Below are 17,402 nucleotides of genomic sequence, written 5' to 3' on the forward strand. Positions count from 1 at the left end.
TATTGCCCGGGCACACGCTTTCAAATTCTGTCTGGCACGCACTCTCTGCTCATGGGGCCAAGTCCGCTAAGGGCGTTCCAGGCAGGGCGGGGCCACATCCGGAAACGGCAAAATCATCTGGCGAGAATCGCAAGTTCATTGACTGGTCGGAACGAGGGCGGCAGCCGCGCGTCCGCGGATTGACCGGCCTGTACGGCAATGGTAAGGCCCCCTCGCATCGAAATCATAGCAAGCTGCGCCATCCGCCGGTCCCAACCTGAAATACGCAAAGAGGGAGATCCGGGCGCGGACGCGAGCAAGTGGCTCCATGCGTGACGCGCGACGTATCAACACTTGCGCGGGTAGCTTCCCCTGCTGCGGTCATCACGCGGCAATCCAAGTTGGGCGGAGCCGGCACTCGAAAAAGACAATCTTCGTTGGGCTTTCATTTAGCCGCTAATCGGCTTCCTAGAACGGAAGCCAGGCCCTAGTCGCACAGCATTCCGTTGTCGCGACTAAATGGAGCCGCCAATCGAAGCCGCAGATATCTTGACAGAAGCGGCATATGCCTCGATTAATTTTTTGTAAGAATTTCTTCCGGGGGGAAGCGTGCCTGAAATTATTCATATGCCGATCTCGGCCACGTGCCTCTCTCGACCCCATTCGTTGTCGCCCATCGCGCCCCGCATTTTACACTTCTCGCCGATTGCTCGGGAACTTCGCGAATGTCAATCGCGGATAACATTGAGCGCGGAATCGCAAACCCATTTTGATGCGCTTCGATCTGAATTTGAGAAATCTGGCGCTGGCGTGCTCTCGTTTGATGTCTTCGATACATTGCTTTTGCGAAACAATCAGAGCGAAGCGCGCCGATTTTTAAATGTCTCGCGCCGGATTTTGGGGGAGCTGCAATCAAGCGGAAAGTTTGAAAAAGCGAATTCGCTAACTCAATACGATCTGATGATAGCGAGAGCTGACGCGATGCGCGTGAGCTATCGAACGAGGCGGCCTGTCAGAGGGTGTGTGGAGGGGGCTATCGCAGACGTAATCAAGATCGCGCGGAGGTCGTTAGGTTTGCCTCCCGAAGCGGACGCGATTTTTCGTCAATGCGAGATTGAATATGAAGCTAGCGTTCTTCACTTCAACAAAGCCTTATTCAAATTGATCCCATTCGTCAGATCGCGGGGCGGAAAAATTATTCTGGTAAGCGACATGTATCTTTCGAGCGAGCTAATCGGATCGATTATCCAAAAGATTGACCCAGCGGCGCTCCATCTGTTCGACGCAATCTTCTCGAGCGGCGATTTATCGGTCAGCAAGCGGTCGGGACGCATTTTCCGCGAGATCGAGCGCCAACTGGAAATAGGGCCAGCTTCCTTTTTTCATATCGGAGACTCCTTTTTGGGCGATGTCCTCAAGCCGCGCGAAGCGGGATGGAAGGCGCTTCATTATCCTGTTTCTCAAGGGGAGATGCATGAGCGCTTAGAGGATCTAGCGAGCTTCGTCTCTGAGATGCGTTCGCTAGGCCTACCCGTAGATCATTGGGCGAAAATTTGATGCCAAAAATTGAACGTACCTTGTCCTATCCGGGGCTAACCGGGCAGAGCGCCGATGCTTACGCGTTTGGGGCCAAAATTTTAGGACCCGCAATCGCGGATTATTGCTCTCGTCTTTCCTCTCACCTGTTGTCCTTCGAGCGTGACCAAGGCGCCAAGGTTCTTTTTGTCACTCGCGCTGGCGTCCGCATAAGGCGCGCGATGGAAACATTTTCTACTGCAGCCGGGTTGGATTTGCCCTTCCACGCCGATTATTTATTGGCTTCGCGATTGATGATCGCGAAAGGCATCTGGTTGCGCAATCGGACCGGCGCAATTCAACTACTAGAAAGCGTATTCTCTTATGCATCGATAAGAGACTTTATCGCGGCGATGTATCGTTATGACGGCGTGCCTGCATCCATTGACCTCAATCAACCGCATCTTGGACAGCGCGCAGCAAACTTGGAAGCTTTTTTCGCTCAACGCACAAGTGAGTCGAAAGCGCTTGAGGATTACTTTGCTGCCCAATCCTCACTTTTCGACATTTATCTAAGCGACCTTCTAAAAGACCGGGATTTGGCTGTCTTAGTCGATTCCGGTTGGCAGGGAACGAGCCAGACTTTGTTGCAAGACGCCTATCCTGAGATCACTTGGTGGGGGGCATATTTCGGAAGATTCGGCACCGATAATCCCGATCGGCGTTTCTGGCCTAGGATGGTCGGTCTCGTGACCGAAAAGGAGTCGTTTGATCCGGCAATTCCGGAAAGCTGTGTGGTGTTACATCGACACCTGATCGAGGACCTCTTTCAACCGACTGGCCCTAGCGTTGAGCGCCTCGTTGAGACGAGTAAAGGCAGAATAAGCTCGCCAGAATCCGCAATTGTGCAAGACGACATCGAAGCGTCGCCGCTGTTTTCGGGCGTTCTCGAATATCTGTCTGTACTGCCCGATGGACGTGGGCCCGCGGCGTTGCGCGTAGCTGCGCAAGCAGCTTGGCGCGAGATCGCTCGAGTGGTGACGATGCCTGCCGCAGACGACGCAAGATTGTTCATGAATGTTAAGCGTCCTGCTGACTTTGGACGGTCGCTCGAGGTGAATTTGCTTCTCGAGCCAAAGCCTAGATTCCTCGGAGATACCGCAGAACGCCGCGTGACTGACGCTTTGTGGCCATCTGGTCAATGTGCGTTAGAATATACCTCCGATGTTGCCCTCAGCATGCAACGCAAGCTGGCGGGTATGGGAAGGTCAGATGTAATAGGCCAACCGCAAGTCAAGGTTCAGTACGACAACGGTAAGAGCCGGCGCGCCAAAGTTGCGGTAATAACGAGGACGCTTGATCGAAAGCTCTTTCTCAAACGAGCTCTCGAGAGCGTCGCGCAACAAACCTTCCAAGATTTCGTTCATGTCATTGTCAATGACGGTGGCGACGACAATGTCGTGCGGGAAACAATTGAAAGCTCTAGTGCGGACATTGCGAAAGTTGTCCTCGTTGATACGTGCGTCAATCGCGGAATGGAAGCGGCGTCAAATATTGGAATTGGTCAATGTGATACCGAATATATCGTTATCCATGACGACGATGATTCTTGGGACCCCAAGTTTCTCGAGAAGGCGGTATCGTTTCTCGATAGCTCGGATGGCCAACAATATGGGGGCGTGATTACGCTCTCCAACTACGTTTCAGAATCGGTTGGCGCGGAAGGGATCCGCGTCCTCAATCGGCGCCCGTATTGCGATTGGATAGAAACAGTCCACGTATTTGAGATGGCGGTAGGCAATTTTTTCCCGCCCATATCATTTGTGTTTCGCAGAGACATTTACGATGCGATAGGCGGATTCGATGAAAGATATCCCGTTCTCGGCGATTGGGACTTTAACATAAGATTTCTTCTTGATAGCAATATCGCTGTTATACGCGAGTATCTCGCAAACTATCACCATCGTGATAACGGTGACACGGGGGTATTTGGCAACTCAGTCATTGCCGGAAAGAATCTTCACGTTGAATTCTCGGCAGTTGTCCGGAATAACTTGGTCAGACGCCTCAGTTCTGAAGGACGTACAGGAGAGGCGGCGCTGGTCGGAGGCGCGTTGATTTTAGGCGAGAATCGCGACCTCGGGAGACGAAGCCTTCAACGGCTGAATGAGGCCCTAAGCAATTCGCACCTGAAATCGGATGGAAGCGATAAGCTTTCGTCAGTCCGGTCATCGGATGCCAATTGGATTGCGCTGCAGCGATTGTTCCTGGCCTGCTTTGTTGGAGATACGCACGTTCTGACTGATGTCGGGCTAACGGCGAAGCCGAGCGCTATTCGACAGCAGGGATCCCGCATGCTTGCGAAACTAATGCGGTCGCGAAAGCGAACCTTAGGACGCACGCCCGGCCTCAAGAATAAGCCGGCGATTACAGCGGAACACATCGATAGGCTCTTGGCCTTGCGCAGCGGTGTCTACAGCGCTGTTCCCGCACCTCCCGATTTTGATGAGGCGCGCTACTTGCGGGACAATCCAGACGTAGCCGCCGCGATCCAGAACGGGATCCTGGATTCCGCCTTCGAGCATTACTTCTATCACGGGCGTGAGGAAGGTCGGGTTCGTCCACGGCGATAGGTTGCGGCTAGGTTGCAACGATGCCTTCCGCAAATTTCTCTTCTCGTGCTTTCAACCAAGGGGCGGCTTTGCAAAATCTCGACCGCAAAGATCGACCGCACAATAGTGCGCGATCTGCGGGAGGGGATTCCCGAGCCAAGGCCCAACAACTATCTTTGATGCGGAGCTTGAGTGGAGTAATTCTGTAGAACTTTTAGTTATACCCTCAGCCAAACTAACAAATGGGAATTATAGCGGACGGCGCCCCGAACAGAGTTGGGGCGGGGAAGCGTGCACAGTCAAATAACGGCCTGGCCCAGCCAATTCAATCAATTCAATTTGCGGTTTCGGTCCAGGCTTTTGAGTCCAAAGCGCCAACAGCGTTCGCCCATTGGCCGATGTGATGACCTGATACCGACTAGCCGCGGCAAGTAGCTCTATAATGTGGCTAGGATTGTCAGGAAGCGTTGCTGTCATGACCAAATCGTCTTTAGCCAGATAATCCGTCAGGTTCAGCTGGGCTAAGTCCCGGGCCTGCAACATCAATGATACCTTTCGAAGTCCAGCAATGTAAACGCTCTAAAAGAACAACCTACCGGCCACTCAATAGTTATCGAGCTCGCTTGCGATTAATATAGTTCGGACGCACTAAGCTTGTACGACGTTGGCAATAGGCCGCTCCAAAGTCCGTGGCATTGTCATAAAGGGGGAGGCCAAACGAGGGCGGAGCCAGATTGTGGGAAACGAGGTCGTCGGGAAGTCGGAAGTGCTCAGCTGTAAAGCGAAACAGTTGGGCTGAAGCTGAAAAAGTTCCCGATGGAGTCGCTGCGAACGCCTGACTGCGCACCCTCTCGTCTTGGGTCAACGACCTCTACGGCGATGTTCTCAAGATGGCAAAAGCATCGTGATGCGTGACGCGGAAGGGTCGCGCAATCGATTCATAAAATCCAGGATGCGGGTATCGTCTTCCTGGTTCCGGTCGTGAACCGTGAAGTGGTTTTCGCCGATATTATGACGTGCACCTGAAGGCGTGCTGGCTGCAAGTGACCCGCGGCCCTTCATTCGTTTTTTCAGCCACTCTTCATGGGATTTGAGGACGTAGTGGTTGAGTTGCACGATATCGTAGTTCGATGGTCGATTGCCGTGAAGGATGGGAGACTCGAGTTTGAATTCGAACTTCTTCGGAAACACAGTCCGATCCGGGAAGAGATAGCGGCTCGGATCAGGATGACGGCGGTCATTCCATTTTCAAAATCGCTTAGGTGTCCTAGGCTAATGAGTGCGAAGAAACGGGAATCGGGGAAATACGCGCTTTGGAAAGAACCATTGAGTCCGGCCTATCGGGCCGGGAGAACAATTTTGACCTGATCCGTTTGTTCGCCGCTTGGCTCGTTCTGTTCAGCCACAGCTTTGACCTTCTCAATCGAGCCGGTGAAGACCCCACGGGGCTGATATTTGGGGGCCAAGCACGCGGCGGCGGGTTAGGTGTGGCCATCTTCTTTGTTATATCGGGCTTCCTGGTGACGCGGTCAGTCGTTACGCGATCAATTTCTCAGTATTTATGCTCGCGAGCACTTCGTATCGTTCCCGCGCTGGCAGTCGTAAGTGCGATATCCGTATTCGTCATTGGCCCATTGTACAGCAGTCTTCCGCCGCAGGACTATTTTGCTCGCACGGAAACATGGTCGTATCTCTTGAACACCATCATTTGGCCGATACGGTACACCCTTCCCGGAGTATTCACGGAACTTCCGAGTGCTTCCATCAACGGCTCATTGTGGACGCTACAAATCGAATGTCTATTCTACCTGCTGCTTCCGGTTCTTGCGGCGGTCGGACTCATCAAAAAATGGCCGATGCTCTCCATGTTCATTTTGGTGCTCGGCGGCTTTCTCATTGCCGTCAACGTTTTTGGATTGAAGTGGACCAACCAAGGTCCGTGGCTTTTCATAGGATGCAGCACGTATTCGACGTTAGGGAATGGCGCCTTCTTTCTCGCAGGAAGCGTCATGTGGCTCTACCGGGACAAGCTAGTCTTGGATTTCCGGCTTGCAGCTCTGGGTCTGATCCTGCTCACTTTGGTGACTTATGACCCACTACGTATAGCGCTATTCCGCCTAGTTCTCCCCTATTGCGTCATCGTCGTCGCCCTCTCCAAGCCCGTCCTCCAGGACGAGATGAGAAAAATTGGCGATCTATCTTACGGGTTCTATATTTTCGCATGGCCCGTACAGAAAATTTTGATTGTCCAATTTGCGGGATGGATATCCCCTTACACGCTCATTGCTCTCGCCACGCCTCTGACGCTCGTTTGCGCCTGGGCATCATGGCATCTGGTTGAAAAGCCATTTCTCGCTTTGCGCGACAAGCGCCCGCCAAAGGTCAGCACGACACGCGTGCCGCAATTCCCGCATCATGCCCCTTCGGCTTCAATCACATAGCATTGCAGTCGATGGTCAGCATTTCGACGGCGAGCGATTTGCGCGAAGAAATCTTGCCCGTCGACATGCAGTTGTGAACCCAATCCACTGCGCATAGCCCGCGCCCGTGCGCCCTGGTTTGCGATACGCGGCAAACCACTGAAGTAGAACGCTTTTTTTGCCCGTTGACGCTCTGTTGAACTGTGTTTATTGGGAAATGGGGATCTGTGAACAGGGTTTACAGGGGCGCGTTTGTCAATCTCACATCGTTGCAAACGGTAATGCGAAACACTTTTCGCTACCCGAAGCGAACGGCGGCCTGCTAGCGGCCCTGCTCCTCTGTAGCCCGAGAATGTGGGGCGTGTTCGGGACATGGCTCGCTGGCTTCATTCGAGATGCCAACGCAGTTGAGTTCGCCAAAGTTACGGTTGGGGGCACAAAGTGAGGCGCGCGGCCGCGAACGATATTCACGAAGACCAGCTACGCCTCGCTGATTTTAAAGCAACGACTTTGATGCAGTTCGTGCTGAAAAGTCACCTTGCCGTCCGGCGACGAAGCGCGCTTGGAACGTTGGCCCGGAAGTTCAGCAAAAGCAAACTCGCGAAGACGTGTCGGACTCTGAGCCGGTCCGGTCTCTTCGACCGGGACTGGTACTTGCGACAATACGATGACGTCCGCGCTTCCAGAATTGAACCCGTTGCCCACTATATTTTGTGCGGGGCTTTCGAGGGCCGAAATCCCAACCGCGTATTCGATACTGCATACTATTTGAAAACCAATCCTGACGTCTATGCCAGCGGCTTAAATCCGCTGCTCCACTACATCCGCGTCGGAGAGAAGGAAAAAAGAAAGCCGTCGCAAAAGTTCGATCCCGAAGCCTATCACCTTTCGAATCCGGACGTTCGGGTTGGTGGCGGTGCACTCCTGAAGCATTTTCTCCGCCGTACGGATCGCGGGGTCGCAGAACCGGCTTATCGTCCCAAGGAACCGGAGTGGAGCTTCTTCGAAAAGATTAGCAGCGCCACGGGTGGACCCACTAGGCAGGTCAGCGATGCTGCTGTGGTCGATGTGGTTATCCCCGTGTTCAAGGGCTATTCGGATACGTTGGCGTGCATCGCCTCAGTCCTCTCCAGCGTAAATCAAACGGCATTTGAGTTGGTGGTTATCAACGATGCGTCGCCGGATGAGAGGCTCACCGAAGCTCTCATTCGCCTGGAGACGATGGGCCTCCTCACGCTATTGCAGAACGATGTGAACTTGGGGTTCGTAAAGACGATCAATCGCGGGATGAGCCGATCCTCGCGGGACGTCATCATTCTCAACAGCGACACCCTGGTTTTCAATAACTGGATTGATCGGCTTCGCATTCACGCTATCGAACCCGCAGTGGGAACTGTTACGCCATTCACCAACAATGGCGAGATTTGCAGCTATCCCATCTTCTGCGCCAACAATCCTGCAGCTCTGGAAATCGAATTCGCGGAGTTGGACCAACTGGCCGCACTCGTGAACAAGGGCCGATCTCTTGAAGTGCCGACCGGCGTCGGCTTTTGCATGTATATCACCCGCGCCGCACTCGATAGTGTCGGCTACTTTGATTTCGAATTATTTGGCCTCGGTTATGGCGAGGAAAATGATTTCTGCCTGAGGGCCAGTGAATTAGGGTTTTCCAATAAGCACGCATTGGACACTTTTGTATTCCACTCGGGGGCTGGATCGTTCGGGGCAAAAGAAAAAACGCTCAAGCGAAAGGCGCTCCAAACCCTGACGCAGAAATACCCTGATTATCAAAATATCGTTGGCAGGTTTATCGAACGCGATCCGGCGCGCGTGTATCGGGCAAAGCTGGACGTGGTTCGCATGCTGCGTCAAGCTCCGCGCGCGGTGACGTTGGTCTTTACGCACTCTCTTGGTGGAGGTGTGGAGAAGTTCCTGAGTGACCGGTCCGCGCGCATGCCCTCGGGTGAGGCAATCTTGGCGGCGTACCCGGATAAAGCAGGCGAAGCTATTTTGCTCCGCGCGGACCGAGACGGTCTCAACCTACCTAACGTCCCGAGCTTCGACTTGCACGCGGATGAGGGGTTGTTCGCTGCTTTGCTTGTCGAGCTGAACGTAACCAGGATCGAGGTGCATAGTACGGTCGGATGGTCAGCCTCGCTTTTCGAAAAGCTTGAGCGGCTGAGAGATTCGACCGGCATTTCCTATGATGTTCATCTCCACGACTACACCGCGATCTGTCCGCAGGTTACGCTCATCGACGATAGCGGCGTATATTGCGGCGAGACCGGCGTCCGGGCGTGTGATCGTTGTCTCTTGGTAAAACCCGGCAGGCTGAGAGAGATCCATCCAGATGCCGACAATTCGGGCATGGCGGATATTCGCGCCTGGCGAGAGACCTATCACCGGTTCCTACTATCCGCACGAAGCGTCGTCGCGCCCTCGGAAGATACACGACGGCGGGTGCGGAAGTATTTTCCGGACATTGACATTCGGGTCGAGCCACATCCCGAAAACCATCAAACATATTCTGGTGTCGCGCGAACTTATACGGGTGGTCTCGTAAAGGTAGCCGTTATCGGCGCTATCGGTCCTCACAAGGGATCCAATATTTTGCTCGAATGTGCACGCGACGCAATACGCCGTTCTTTGCCGCTCGAATTCGTCGTGGTGGGCTACACAAATCTCCAGTCGCTGCCGCCAAATTTGAAAGTCACCGGGCGTTACGAAGACCATGAGGTGTTCTCGATACTCGATCAACAGAACGCACATGTCGTCCTTCTACCGTCAGTGTTGCCCGAAACGTATTGTTACACCTTGTCGATAGCGCTGTCGGCGGGGTTCCCAGTCTACGCGTTCGACTTTGGCGCTCCTGCCGAAAGGCTCGCCAGTGACGCCAGGCACGTTTTGATGCCGCTGGCTTTGATGACGGAGCCGGCATCCATAAACGATCTACTACTGTCGAAGAGTCTTCCTTCGCAGTTAAGCTAGATGGCCTCGATAAATGTCAAGGTTAGAGCCCTCGCCATCTCTAGAGTGCTGCACGTGCCCGGAACAGGTTAGATGTCAGCGCGTACCAATGCGTTGTTGTCGTGAGCAGAAACCGGCAAAATGCCCACGTCCATCATTCTCTGTTGCGGCCGGTTAACACCGGGCACGTGCTCCAGCGTAAACGAACTGGGCAGCAAAGAGTTCATCTTGTCTAATGCAGCGTGCGATCCGCTACTATCGCACCCGCATCGGACGTGACGCGAGATCGAGCGCGCGAAAACGAGCGCGCTGACTCCGGGACCGGACCACCGGCCGACGCCGAAAGGCTCTTCGCTATAGCCTCGTAATGATAGTGCATTGCCGTTTTCACAGCGTAGGTGAAGAGCAACTGAGGCTCAAACATGCGCGCGCGGAAGGCGCGGAGCAACTGCGCGCGATAGCGGCGCGCCAAGCCTCTGTCTTCGACGCGATGAACCAGACGGCTGGCAAGTACAAGGAACATGACATAATTCTCAAAGCAGCTTTTTGCCCAGGCTAACCGATGGCTCCGCCAGTAAGCGAGCTGATGCGCCGCGAACTTGAATCCCCCGTCGATAAACAGGGCATCGAGACGCTGGAAATAGGCGTTCGCCGAATACGAGCATTCGGTCACCCTGATCAGACCCTCGCGTAACATGCCTGGCGACATGCCGAGCGGAATGACATTAGTGCCGAAAGCCTCACTGCCGGCTGCGTCATTCAACCTGCCATCGGCTTTCAAGCGATCGAAGAGAGGCGTGGTCGGAATGGCGTGGAGCAAACCGATGAGAGCGTTCGCGATCCTCGCTTCGGCTAGGAATCCCGGAAGAACATCGAAGGCTGCCGGCTTGTCGTTATCGAATCCGACGATCATCCCGCACCAGACGTCAAGCCCGCTGTCTTGAATGCGTCTAACGCGCTCAATGAGCGTGCCGGCTCTCTCGCGCACATTCTGAAGTTTCTTTGTTTCTCTGAGAGATGCCTCGTCGGGGCTTTCAATGCCAATAAACACGCTTTGAAAGCCGGCTCGCCCCATAAGGCACATCAGCTCGTCATCCTCCGCGAGGTCCAACGATGCTTCGGTGAAGAGTGTGAGTGCATAGGCGTGGTCTTCCTGCCATTTTGCGATCTCGCGTAACGTCGGCTTGATGGCTTTCTTGTTGCCAATGAGATTGTCGTCCACGACGAAGACGATCTTGATGCCTTCGCGATAATAGGCGTCGAGTTCGGCCAGAACCTGCTGGGTTGATTTCAGACGCGGTTTCCGCCCGAAAGTGACGATGATGTCGCAAAACTCGCAGGTGAACGGACATCCGCGCGAGATCTGCATGCTGCCGAACATGTAATGTTGTGATTTGAGGAGATCGAGCCGCGGCTGCGGCAAGGTCGTCATGTCAGTCTTTTCGTGTTGCTCGTAGCGGGAGGCGTGCTGGCCTGTTTCCCACTCTTTGAGGAACTGCGGCCACGTTGCGTCAGCTTCGCCGACAAAGATGACATCGGCGAGATCCTCGAGCTCTTCCGGCTCAACGGTTGCCATTGGGCCGCCCGCAACGGTGAAGACACCACGCGTACGGACCTCCTTTAAAATTTCGCGCATCCGCGTTCCCTGGATCGACATGCCCGTTACACACACCATGTCCGCGCGGCCGAGGCGGGCGAAATCCAAGTCCTCGACGTTCTCGTCGAGAATCGTCACGTCATGGTGCTTTGGAACGAGAGCCGCGAGCAAAGGAAGGCAGGCGACCGGAAGATTGCCTCGCTTGCCGAGCAATCCCATACATTTTTCCATGCCCCAGAAGGATGTGTTGAAGCGCGGATTGACGATTACAATATCGGCCATCACTCACCCGGACTGTTAAAATCGGCGCGGTTTAGTTCTCGTCGTGCGACGTAGCGCCAATGCCGTACACAGACGACTGGCATGTTCTATTTCAATATCGGTCTCTTAAAGGCCGAAGGGCTGTGGGTCCGACCACGCTGAGCGATGCGGCACCACATTTGCAAACGCGGCCGCGTCATGAGGGTTTCCACCATTTTGGCGGTCACCCGATCGAAAAGAGATTGTAATGGCGCAGGCTGTCGCGCTCGCCCGGAGCTTTCGATCCGGCGCAGACGCGGCGCGCAGAGCGGATCTGAGAAGAAGGGCCTGTTGGCGGGCTAACGGAGCGTAGCCGATGCTTAGTCCGCCCCGACGCGCTTTTGAATGATTGCTCTCGCCTGTGGTGCGATGCGAAAACGGTTAAACAATAGATAAACAATAGAAACGGAAACGGCGAACGATGCGGCGCCGTTCGGCAATGCGCTGCCACCCTACTGTCTTGAGCGGCCGCGCGGCTGACTATTTCCCGTGTTCGCCTCAAAAGCTTCGCAGCTTCTCCCGGTTAGCAGAAGCACGCCACAGAAGGCGAGCTTGGCGGCCCGCAGGTTTATCGCACGACCGCCGACAGTTGTGCCGAGATAGCGGCAGTCGCCGTGCGCCGGGAAAAAACCAGGGAACGTTGATTTTTCCCCGCGCATGGCTCGTCAGGTTATGAATGGACGGCTTCTGGCTTGCGCGATTTGGTGGTCTCCTTGTTCCCGCCGCTCTTCCGCGCGGGGATGTCGACGATAAGTCCGCGGGGAATTTTCTTTTCCTTATCGTAGAGAGGCAGCTGGGCCAGTACTGCTGAATGCGTTTTGCCGTCGCGACCCAAAACCTCCACCTTCGTGCCCTCGGCATAAGGTTGATCGAGCCGTACGATCGCAATGCCAGCTTCGAGGAATGGAGAGAAGGCAGCCGCAGTGACGAAGCCCACTTTCTTGCCGGCGATCGTTACGGGGCCTTCGCGCACCGGCTCGCCACCTTCGCTTACGAGCCCGATCAGGCGTGATTCCCTTTTTTCGGCAGCGAGCGCCGCTTTGCCGATGAAGTCGTCCTTCGAAAGATCGACGAATGCCCCGAGACCCGCTTCGAACGGCGTCATCGTATCATCCATGTCGGACCCGTTGTTGAGAATGCCCGCTTCGATGCGGCGGACTTCCATCGAGTCGAGCCCGCAAACTTCGAGCCCGAACGGTTTGCCGGCTCCCAGCACCGCATTCCACAGCGCTGCGCCGTCGTAGTTGGGCTCGTTCGGCAGCGTGTAGAACTCGAAGCCGGCCTCGTTCGTCCAGCCCGTGCGGGAGACGATCACGTCCTGTCCATTGATGCGCGCCTTCCGCACGGAGAAGTATTTGAAATCTGCCGGCAAGCCGCCTTCGACGAGCTTGTCGAATATGTCGAGCGCCGCCGGACCCTGCACCTGCGCGACCCAGGAGTTCGGATCTGAAATTTCGACATCCAGACCCTGAGCGTGCGCGATGAGCCACGAGTACACCGGGCCATCGGCCTGGACGTACCAGAAGGTATCCTGTGCCAGCCGAAGAAGTACGCCGTCGCACAGAATTTTTCCATTCGGATAGCTGAGGAGCGCGTAGCCGGCGCGCCCCGGCTTCAAGTTCGAGATGTTGCGCGTGAAGACTTTGTTGCAAAGCTTCTCCGCGTCGGGCCCCGAGATTTGGATCGGGCGTTCGCCGGTGTCGAACAGTCCAGCCTTTTGCCTGAGGATCCAATAACCCTCTTCGCGCGAGATCTTCTGGCTAACCGGCATCAGTCGATTGTTATAGACGCAGTATTTGGCGCCGTTCGCGATGTGGAACGCCGAATAGGGTCCGCGAAGCGTGCCGTAGTCCCATCCACCTTCATTGTCGGCGGTGACGACCAAGCGTGTAGTGTTGAGAGACATGTTTGTCGTGTCCTGATGAGTTTTTTTGACGAAGTAGCGCTAGGGCGCTGTTAGGCGATGCGGAGATCCTTCTTCGCCTGCTCAGGCCACTCACCCTTGTCGACGATGTAGTGGCGATAGAAGAAGACAAGCACTATGATGGCGAGTGCGCCCGCTCCGTAGAACAGTGCGTAAGGCACGAACGTGTTGGCTCCGAGCAGGACGACGCCAATGTTGAAGGCGGCGAGAAGTGGCGCGACGTAGTTGACGAGGAAATCCGGCGCGCGGAAGTGACGGCCGCGGTCGGGATATTGCTTCCGCAGCAGTTTGACGGCGATCAGATCCATTGAAAGGCTGGTGAGGTAGCACACGGCGCCGGCAGCGAGCACGAACAACGGCGATCCGAGCAACATGAGAAACGTGTTCACGGCGACGTCAGCCCACATTCCAGCGACAGGTGCACGGTGCTTGTTGAGCTTGGAGAGGAACTTCGGAAATACGCCGTCAACGGAGGCTTGGTAGAGAGCGCGCGAGCTCGACGCCATCAGAGTGCCGACCGAGAGAATGAGCGCAAGCGTCAGAACGATTGTTACGATGTAGGCCGAGTGGCCGCCAAAGGACCTCGTCGCGAGTTCAGCAACGGCCTGCTGCGTGTATCCTGCAACGAAATCCGGCTGAGTGAGTACCGTGAGGCCGAGCACACCGAGGAACGTGAAGGGCAGAAGAACGTATAAAATAAGCGAGACAAAGCCCGTCGACAAAATTGATCGGATATTGTCCCGGCCCGGGTCCTTGAGTTCACTCACGTATGCAATAGCGACCTCGGCGCCGTACGTGCTCCAGCCCGCGACCAGGAAGCCGCCCGCTAGCGCGGTGATACCTGCAGCGCCGAACCAGTCGATGCCGCCTTTCAGTTCAAACGGCTGGAAATTAGCATAGTTGATGGTTCCGTTGAAAAGCGGGGCGATGGCAATGAAGGCGAGCGGAAGAAGCGCAAGAAGTGCGATGACGAATTGCGTTCTCGCTGCACGCAGTATGCCCGTGTGCTGAACCGCAAAGACCAAAAGCAGGACGGCTATGCCGGTGATGATCGTTGCATTGAGCTGAAGGACGATTCCCGGCAAGATCGACGAAAGGTCAAGAAGTGTGATCGAGAACGATGCGAAAGCCGTGTCCTTGAAAAATCCCGATACGATGTAGCTGCCGGCGAGCGTAGCCAACACCGAGAGCGAGGTCGAGTCGCCGAACCAATAGCCGCCCATGTTGATTGGAGCGAAGACCTTTCCGTATTTGATCCAGGCGACCGAACCATACACCGATCCGCCGCCGGTCTTATTTGGAAAAACGCCGGCAAGCTCGGCGAAGATGATGCACTGAATGAACCCGATGATGGCGGACACGGTCCAGACGAGGATAGACGCCGTTCCAAGCGTGTCGGCCATCGCGCCGATCGAGAATAGAACCCACGGGGCCGCACCCGCAGAAATCCAGAACACGTTCTTCCAGGTGATGACGCGACGCATGGAGGAAGCTTGCGCTTCCTCTCCGGCCGCGTCGGCAACGTCGGCGGTGGTGACAGACATAGGTTTATTCCGCTTTCAAGAATGCAGTTTGAGATTTCGATGATGTTAGTGAGTGGCGGGAGACGTCCGCCTCAGCTCCAGGCGTGCAGTGGCGGGTTCACGCCGTTGAGGAAGTAGTTTCCGAGAATCGCGTACTTCCAGCGAACCGGATCGTGCAGTGTGTGAGTTCTCGCGTTGCGCCAGTGGCGATCGAGATTGTGTTCCGCGAGCGTCGAGCGCGTACCAGCCAGTTCGAACAGTTTGTTCGTGGCAGTGATCGCGATCTCCGTGCTGAGAACCTTTGCTTCCGCGACCGCGATTTGTGCGCGGGCAACGGATTCGGCAGTGGCGTCGACGACCGCTTCATCGACGGCCTGACCGGCCTTCTCGAGAAGGGCCTGGGCGGCATGCAAGCGAAGCTTGAGATCTCCGACGGCCTGGATCGTATAGGGATCCTGCCAAGCGTGCTCGAGTCCGCTGTCGACCCATGCGCGCGACTTGGTCCGGACGAACTCGATGGTGTCGTCGATGGCCGCTTTGGCGATGCCGTTGTCGACCGCAACCTGGATGATCTGGAAAATGGCGCCGTCCGCAGTCGGCCGCTCATAACCCTTATAGCCGGGGACGAGATGCGTCTTCGGAACGCGAACGTTGTCGAGGATGACGGTGCCGCTCAGCGTCGTGCGCTGGCCGAAAGCCGACCAGTCGTCGATGACAGTCAGTCCGGGTGCGTCACGCTCGGCGATGGCGTACCAGGCGCGGCCCTGATCGTCTAAAGTGACGATTGGAACGAGATGAGCCAACAACGCGCCGGACGAATAGAATTTCCGTCCGTTGACGATGACGTCATCGCCGGCGTCCGTGAATTTGGTCTGGAAGTCGACGGCCCGTTTGGAGCCAAACTCCGAGAACGCGTTGCCGAAGCGGTAGCCGCGCAGCGCCAAGCCGAACAGCAGGCGCTGTTGAGCCTCGTCGGAAACTGTTCGGATTGCCGCGAGCACACCGAGATGGTTTTGAGGAATCTGCCCGATGGATGGATCGGCCGCCGAAATGATCTCGATGACTTTTCCGAGCGTGACGTAGGAAACCTCGGGGCCTCCGAATTTCTTCGGCACGTTGATAGACCAGAGGCCGCTCTGCGAGAATGCATCCAGCTCCTGCACGGGCCAGCGGCGCGTACGGTCGCGTTCGGACGAGCCTTGGACGAAGACCTTGGCGAGTTCCGTGGCGACCTCGATCGCCTCGCGGTCGGACTTGATGACATGCGCATCCTTTTGTGGACGCGGAAGTGCTGGAACGGCCTCGTTTTGGGCATTGGCTGGCTTCGGAGCGTCAAGCGTAATTGTCATGGTGTAGATCCTGAGAAGAGAAGGGGGTTGAGACGACGGCGCCGGGAGGCGGCGCCTGTATGTGCGTGTGTTCGCGCGACTTATTCGGCCGCATCGGCCAATGGCCGAGCTGCCTCCAGCCCACGCACGAGCGGAATGACGTGACGGCCGAAGTATTCGACCTCTTCTTGGAAGTGCAGGAATCCGAGCAGGATGAGATCGGCCCCGGCATCCTTCAGCGCGATGATGCGTTCTGCGATTTGCTGCGGCGTCCCGATGAGATTGGAGCGGAAACCATCGTTGTACTGCACCAAGTCATCGAACGTGGATTTCGCCCAGTTGCCATCGCCTTCTGGCGACGCCTTGCCCGCGTTCTTCACCTCGTGACCGAAGGCTTTGACGGCGTCCGGATCGGCGTGCGCGATGATATTAGCCAGAACGTCCCTGGCTTCGCTCTCTGTTTCGCGCGCAATCGCAAAAGCATTGACGCCAATCTTCACCGAGTGACCGTTGGCCGCCGCCTTCGCGCGAATATCGTCGACCTGCTTGCGGATCTCTTCGGGAGTGTTGCCGTTCGTAAAATACCAATCCGAGACCCGCGAGGCCATGTCGCGAGCGGCGCGAGATGACCCGCCTTGGAAGATCTCCGGCTGCGGATCAATGGGCTTCGGCTTCAGATTGTAATTGTTGAATCGATAGAAATCGCCGCGGAACGTGAAGTTCTCCTCCGACCAGATTCCGCGCAACGCCCGAATAAACTCTTCCGACCGGCGGTACCGTTCATCGTGATCCAGCCAATGTTCGCCGATGGCCGCAAACTCCCCGCGAAACCATCCGCTGACAACGTTCACCGCGATGCGGCCGCCATAGAGATTGTTGATCGTCGCGATCTGCTTTGCGGCGACAGCCGGATTCCATGGACCTGGAAGAAGCGCGGCGATGACCTTCAATTTTTTGGTTTCGGACAACAGCGCCTGGCTGAACGTCACAGGTTCGTGCTGAAACTCCGCGCCGTACCCGGCGGTGAACCGGATCTGGCTCAAGGCGTATTCAAAGCCGCTGTCCTCGGCGATTTGGGCAAGCTTCCGATTGTAGTCGAAATCCCAGCTTGTCCGTTGCTCGACCTTGCTGATCACAAGGCCACCGGACACGTTGGGAACCCAGTAGGCAAATTTTACCGCATCATTCGAGGGTGAGGCGGTGGCCACAGAATTTGTCATCGAGAATCTCCTGAAAT

At 55.8% G+C, this 17,402-nt stretch carries 10 protein-coding genes; 4 read left to right on the forward strand and 6 right to left on the reverse strand.

Annotated features, from left to right (window positions below):
- Positions 1 to 588: 588 nt before the first annotated feature.
- Both G359_RS06770 and G359_RS19630 read left to right on the forward strand, forming a co-directional pair.
- Positions 589 to 1,536: a hypothetical protein gene (locus G359_RS06770; RefSeq protein WP_156150692.1), complete on the forward strand. Its 948-nt coding sequence runs from the start codon at positions 589 to 591 to the stop codon at positions 1,534 to 1,536.
- On the forward strand, positions 1,536 to 4,127 hold the full coding sequence (locus G359_RS19630) for a glycosyltransferase family 2 protein (protein WP_082072841.1): 2,592 nt from the start codon (positions 1,536 to 1,538) through the stop codon (positions 4,125 to 4,127). The genes G359_RS06770 and G359_RS19630 overlap by 1 nt, the downstream gene beginning before the upstream one ends.
- A gap of 864 nt (positions 4,128 to 4,991) precedes the next feature.
- Here G359_RS19630 and G359_RS06785 read toward each other — a convergent pair.
- Positions 4,992 to 5,222, reverse strand: a complete 231-nt coding sequence (locus G359_RS06785; protein WP_210165512.1) for a hypothetical protein — start codon at positions 5,220 to 5,222, stop codon at positions 4,992 to 4,994.
- Positions 5,223 to 5,419: 197 nt separating this feature from the next.
- Here G359_RS06785 and G359_RS06790 point away from each other — a divergent pair, with 197 nt between their 5' ends.
- Entirely contained in the window at positions 5,420 to 6,547 is a 1,128-nt protein-coding gene (locus G359_RS06790; protein WP_045835504.1) for an acyltransferase family protein, read from the forward strand.
- Between the two features lie 1,059 nt (positions 6,548 to 7,606).
- The gene (locus G359_RS06800) at positions 7,607 to 9,514 is read left to right on the forward strand and encodes a glycosyltransferase (RefSeq protein ID WP_197077542.1); all 1,908 of its coding nucleotides are present in this window, start codon (positions 7,607 to 7,609) and stop codon (positions 9,512 to 9,514) included.
- A gap of 211 nt (positions 9,515 to 9,725) precedes the next feature.
- Here the strand turns inward: G359_RS06800 and G359_RS06805 are convergent, their stop codons facing one another.
- The 5 genes from G359_RS06805 to sfnG all read right to left on the reverse strand — a co-directional run bounded on the left by G359_RS06805 (position 9,726) and on the right by sfnG (position 17,385).
- On the reverse strand, positions 9,726 to 11,372 hold the full coding sequence (locus G359_RS06805; RefSeq protein WP_045835506.1) for a B12-binding domain-containing radical SAM protein: 1,647 nt from the start codon (positions 11,370 to 11,372) through the stop codon (positions 9,726 to 9,728).
- Positions 11,373 to 12,060: 688 nt separating this feature from the next.
- Entirely contained in the window at positions 12,061 to 13,296 is a 1,236-nt protein-coding gene (locus G359_RS06810) for an aminomethyltransferase family protein (protein WP_045835507.1), read from the reverse strand.
- 50 nt (positions 13,297 to 13,346) lie between these two features.
- Positions 13,347 to 14,858, reverse strand: a complete 1,512-nt coding sequence (locus tag G359_RS06815) for an APC family permease (RefSeq protein ID WP_052699234.1) — start codon at positions 14,856 to 14,858, stop codon at positions 13,347 to 13,349.
- Between the two features lie 71 nt (positions 14,859 to 14,929).
- Complete coding sequence (locus G359_RS06820) at positions 14,930 to 16,186, reverse strand: SfnB family sulfur acquisition oxidoreductase (RefSeq protein ID WP_045835508.1); 1,257 nt, start codon at positions 16,184 to 16,186, stop codon at positions 14,930 to 14,932.
- A gap of 80 nt (positions 16,187 to 16,266) precedes the next feature.
- The gene (sfnG, locus tag G359_RS06825) at positions 16,267 to 17,385 is read right to left on the reverse strand and encodes a dimethylsulfone monooxygenase SfnG (RefSeq protein WP_045835509.1); all 1,119 of its coding nucleotides are present in this window, start codon (positions 17,383 to 17,385) and stop codon (positions 16,267 to 16,269) included.
- Positions 17,386 to 17,402 lie beyond the last annotated feature (17 nt).

The sequence above is a fragment of the Hyphomicrobium sp. 99 genome (genome assembly GCF_000384335.2).
GTDB lineage: Bacteria > Pseudomonadota > Alphaproteobacteria > Rhizobiales > Hyphomicrobiaceae > Hyphomicrobium_B.

Coding starts and splice junctions, on each gene's coding strand:
- G359_RS19630 (WP_082072841.1), top strand. CDS start 1,536: ATGCCAAAAATTGAACGTACCTTGTCCTATCCGGGGCTAACCGGGCAG.
- G359_RS06805 (WP_045835506.1), bottom strand. CDS start 11,372: ATGGCCGATATTGTAATCGTCAATCCGCGCTTCAACACATCCTTCTGG.
- G359_RS06810 (WP_045835507.1), bottom strand. CDS start 13,296: ATGTCTCTCAACACTACACGCTTGGTCGTCACCGCCGACAATGAAGGT.
- G359_RS06815 (WP_052699234.1), bottom strand. CDS start 14,858: ATGTCTGTCACCACCGCCGACGTTGCCGACGCGGCCGGAGAGGAAGCG.
- G359_RS06820 (WP_045835508.1), bottom strand. CDS start 16,186: ATGACAATTACGCTTGACGCTCCGAAGCCAGCCAATGCCCAAAACGAG.
- sfnG (WP_045835509.1), bottom strand. CDS start 17,385: ATGACAAATTCTGTGGCCACCGCCTCACCCTCGAATGATGCGGTAAAA.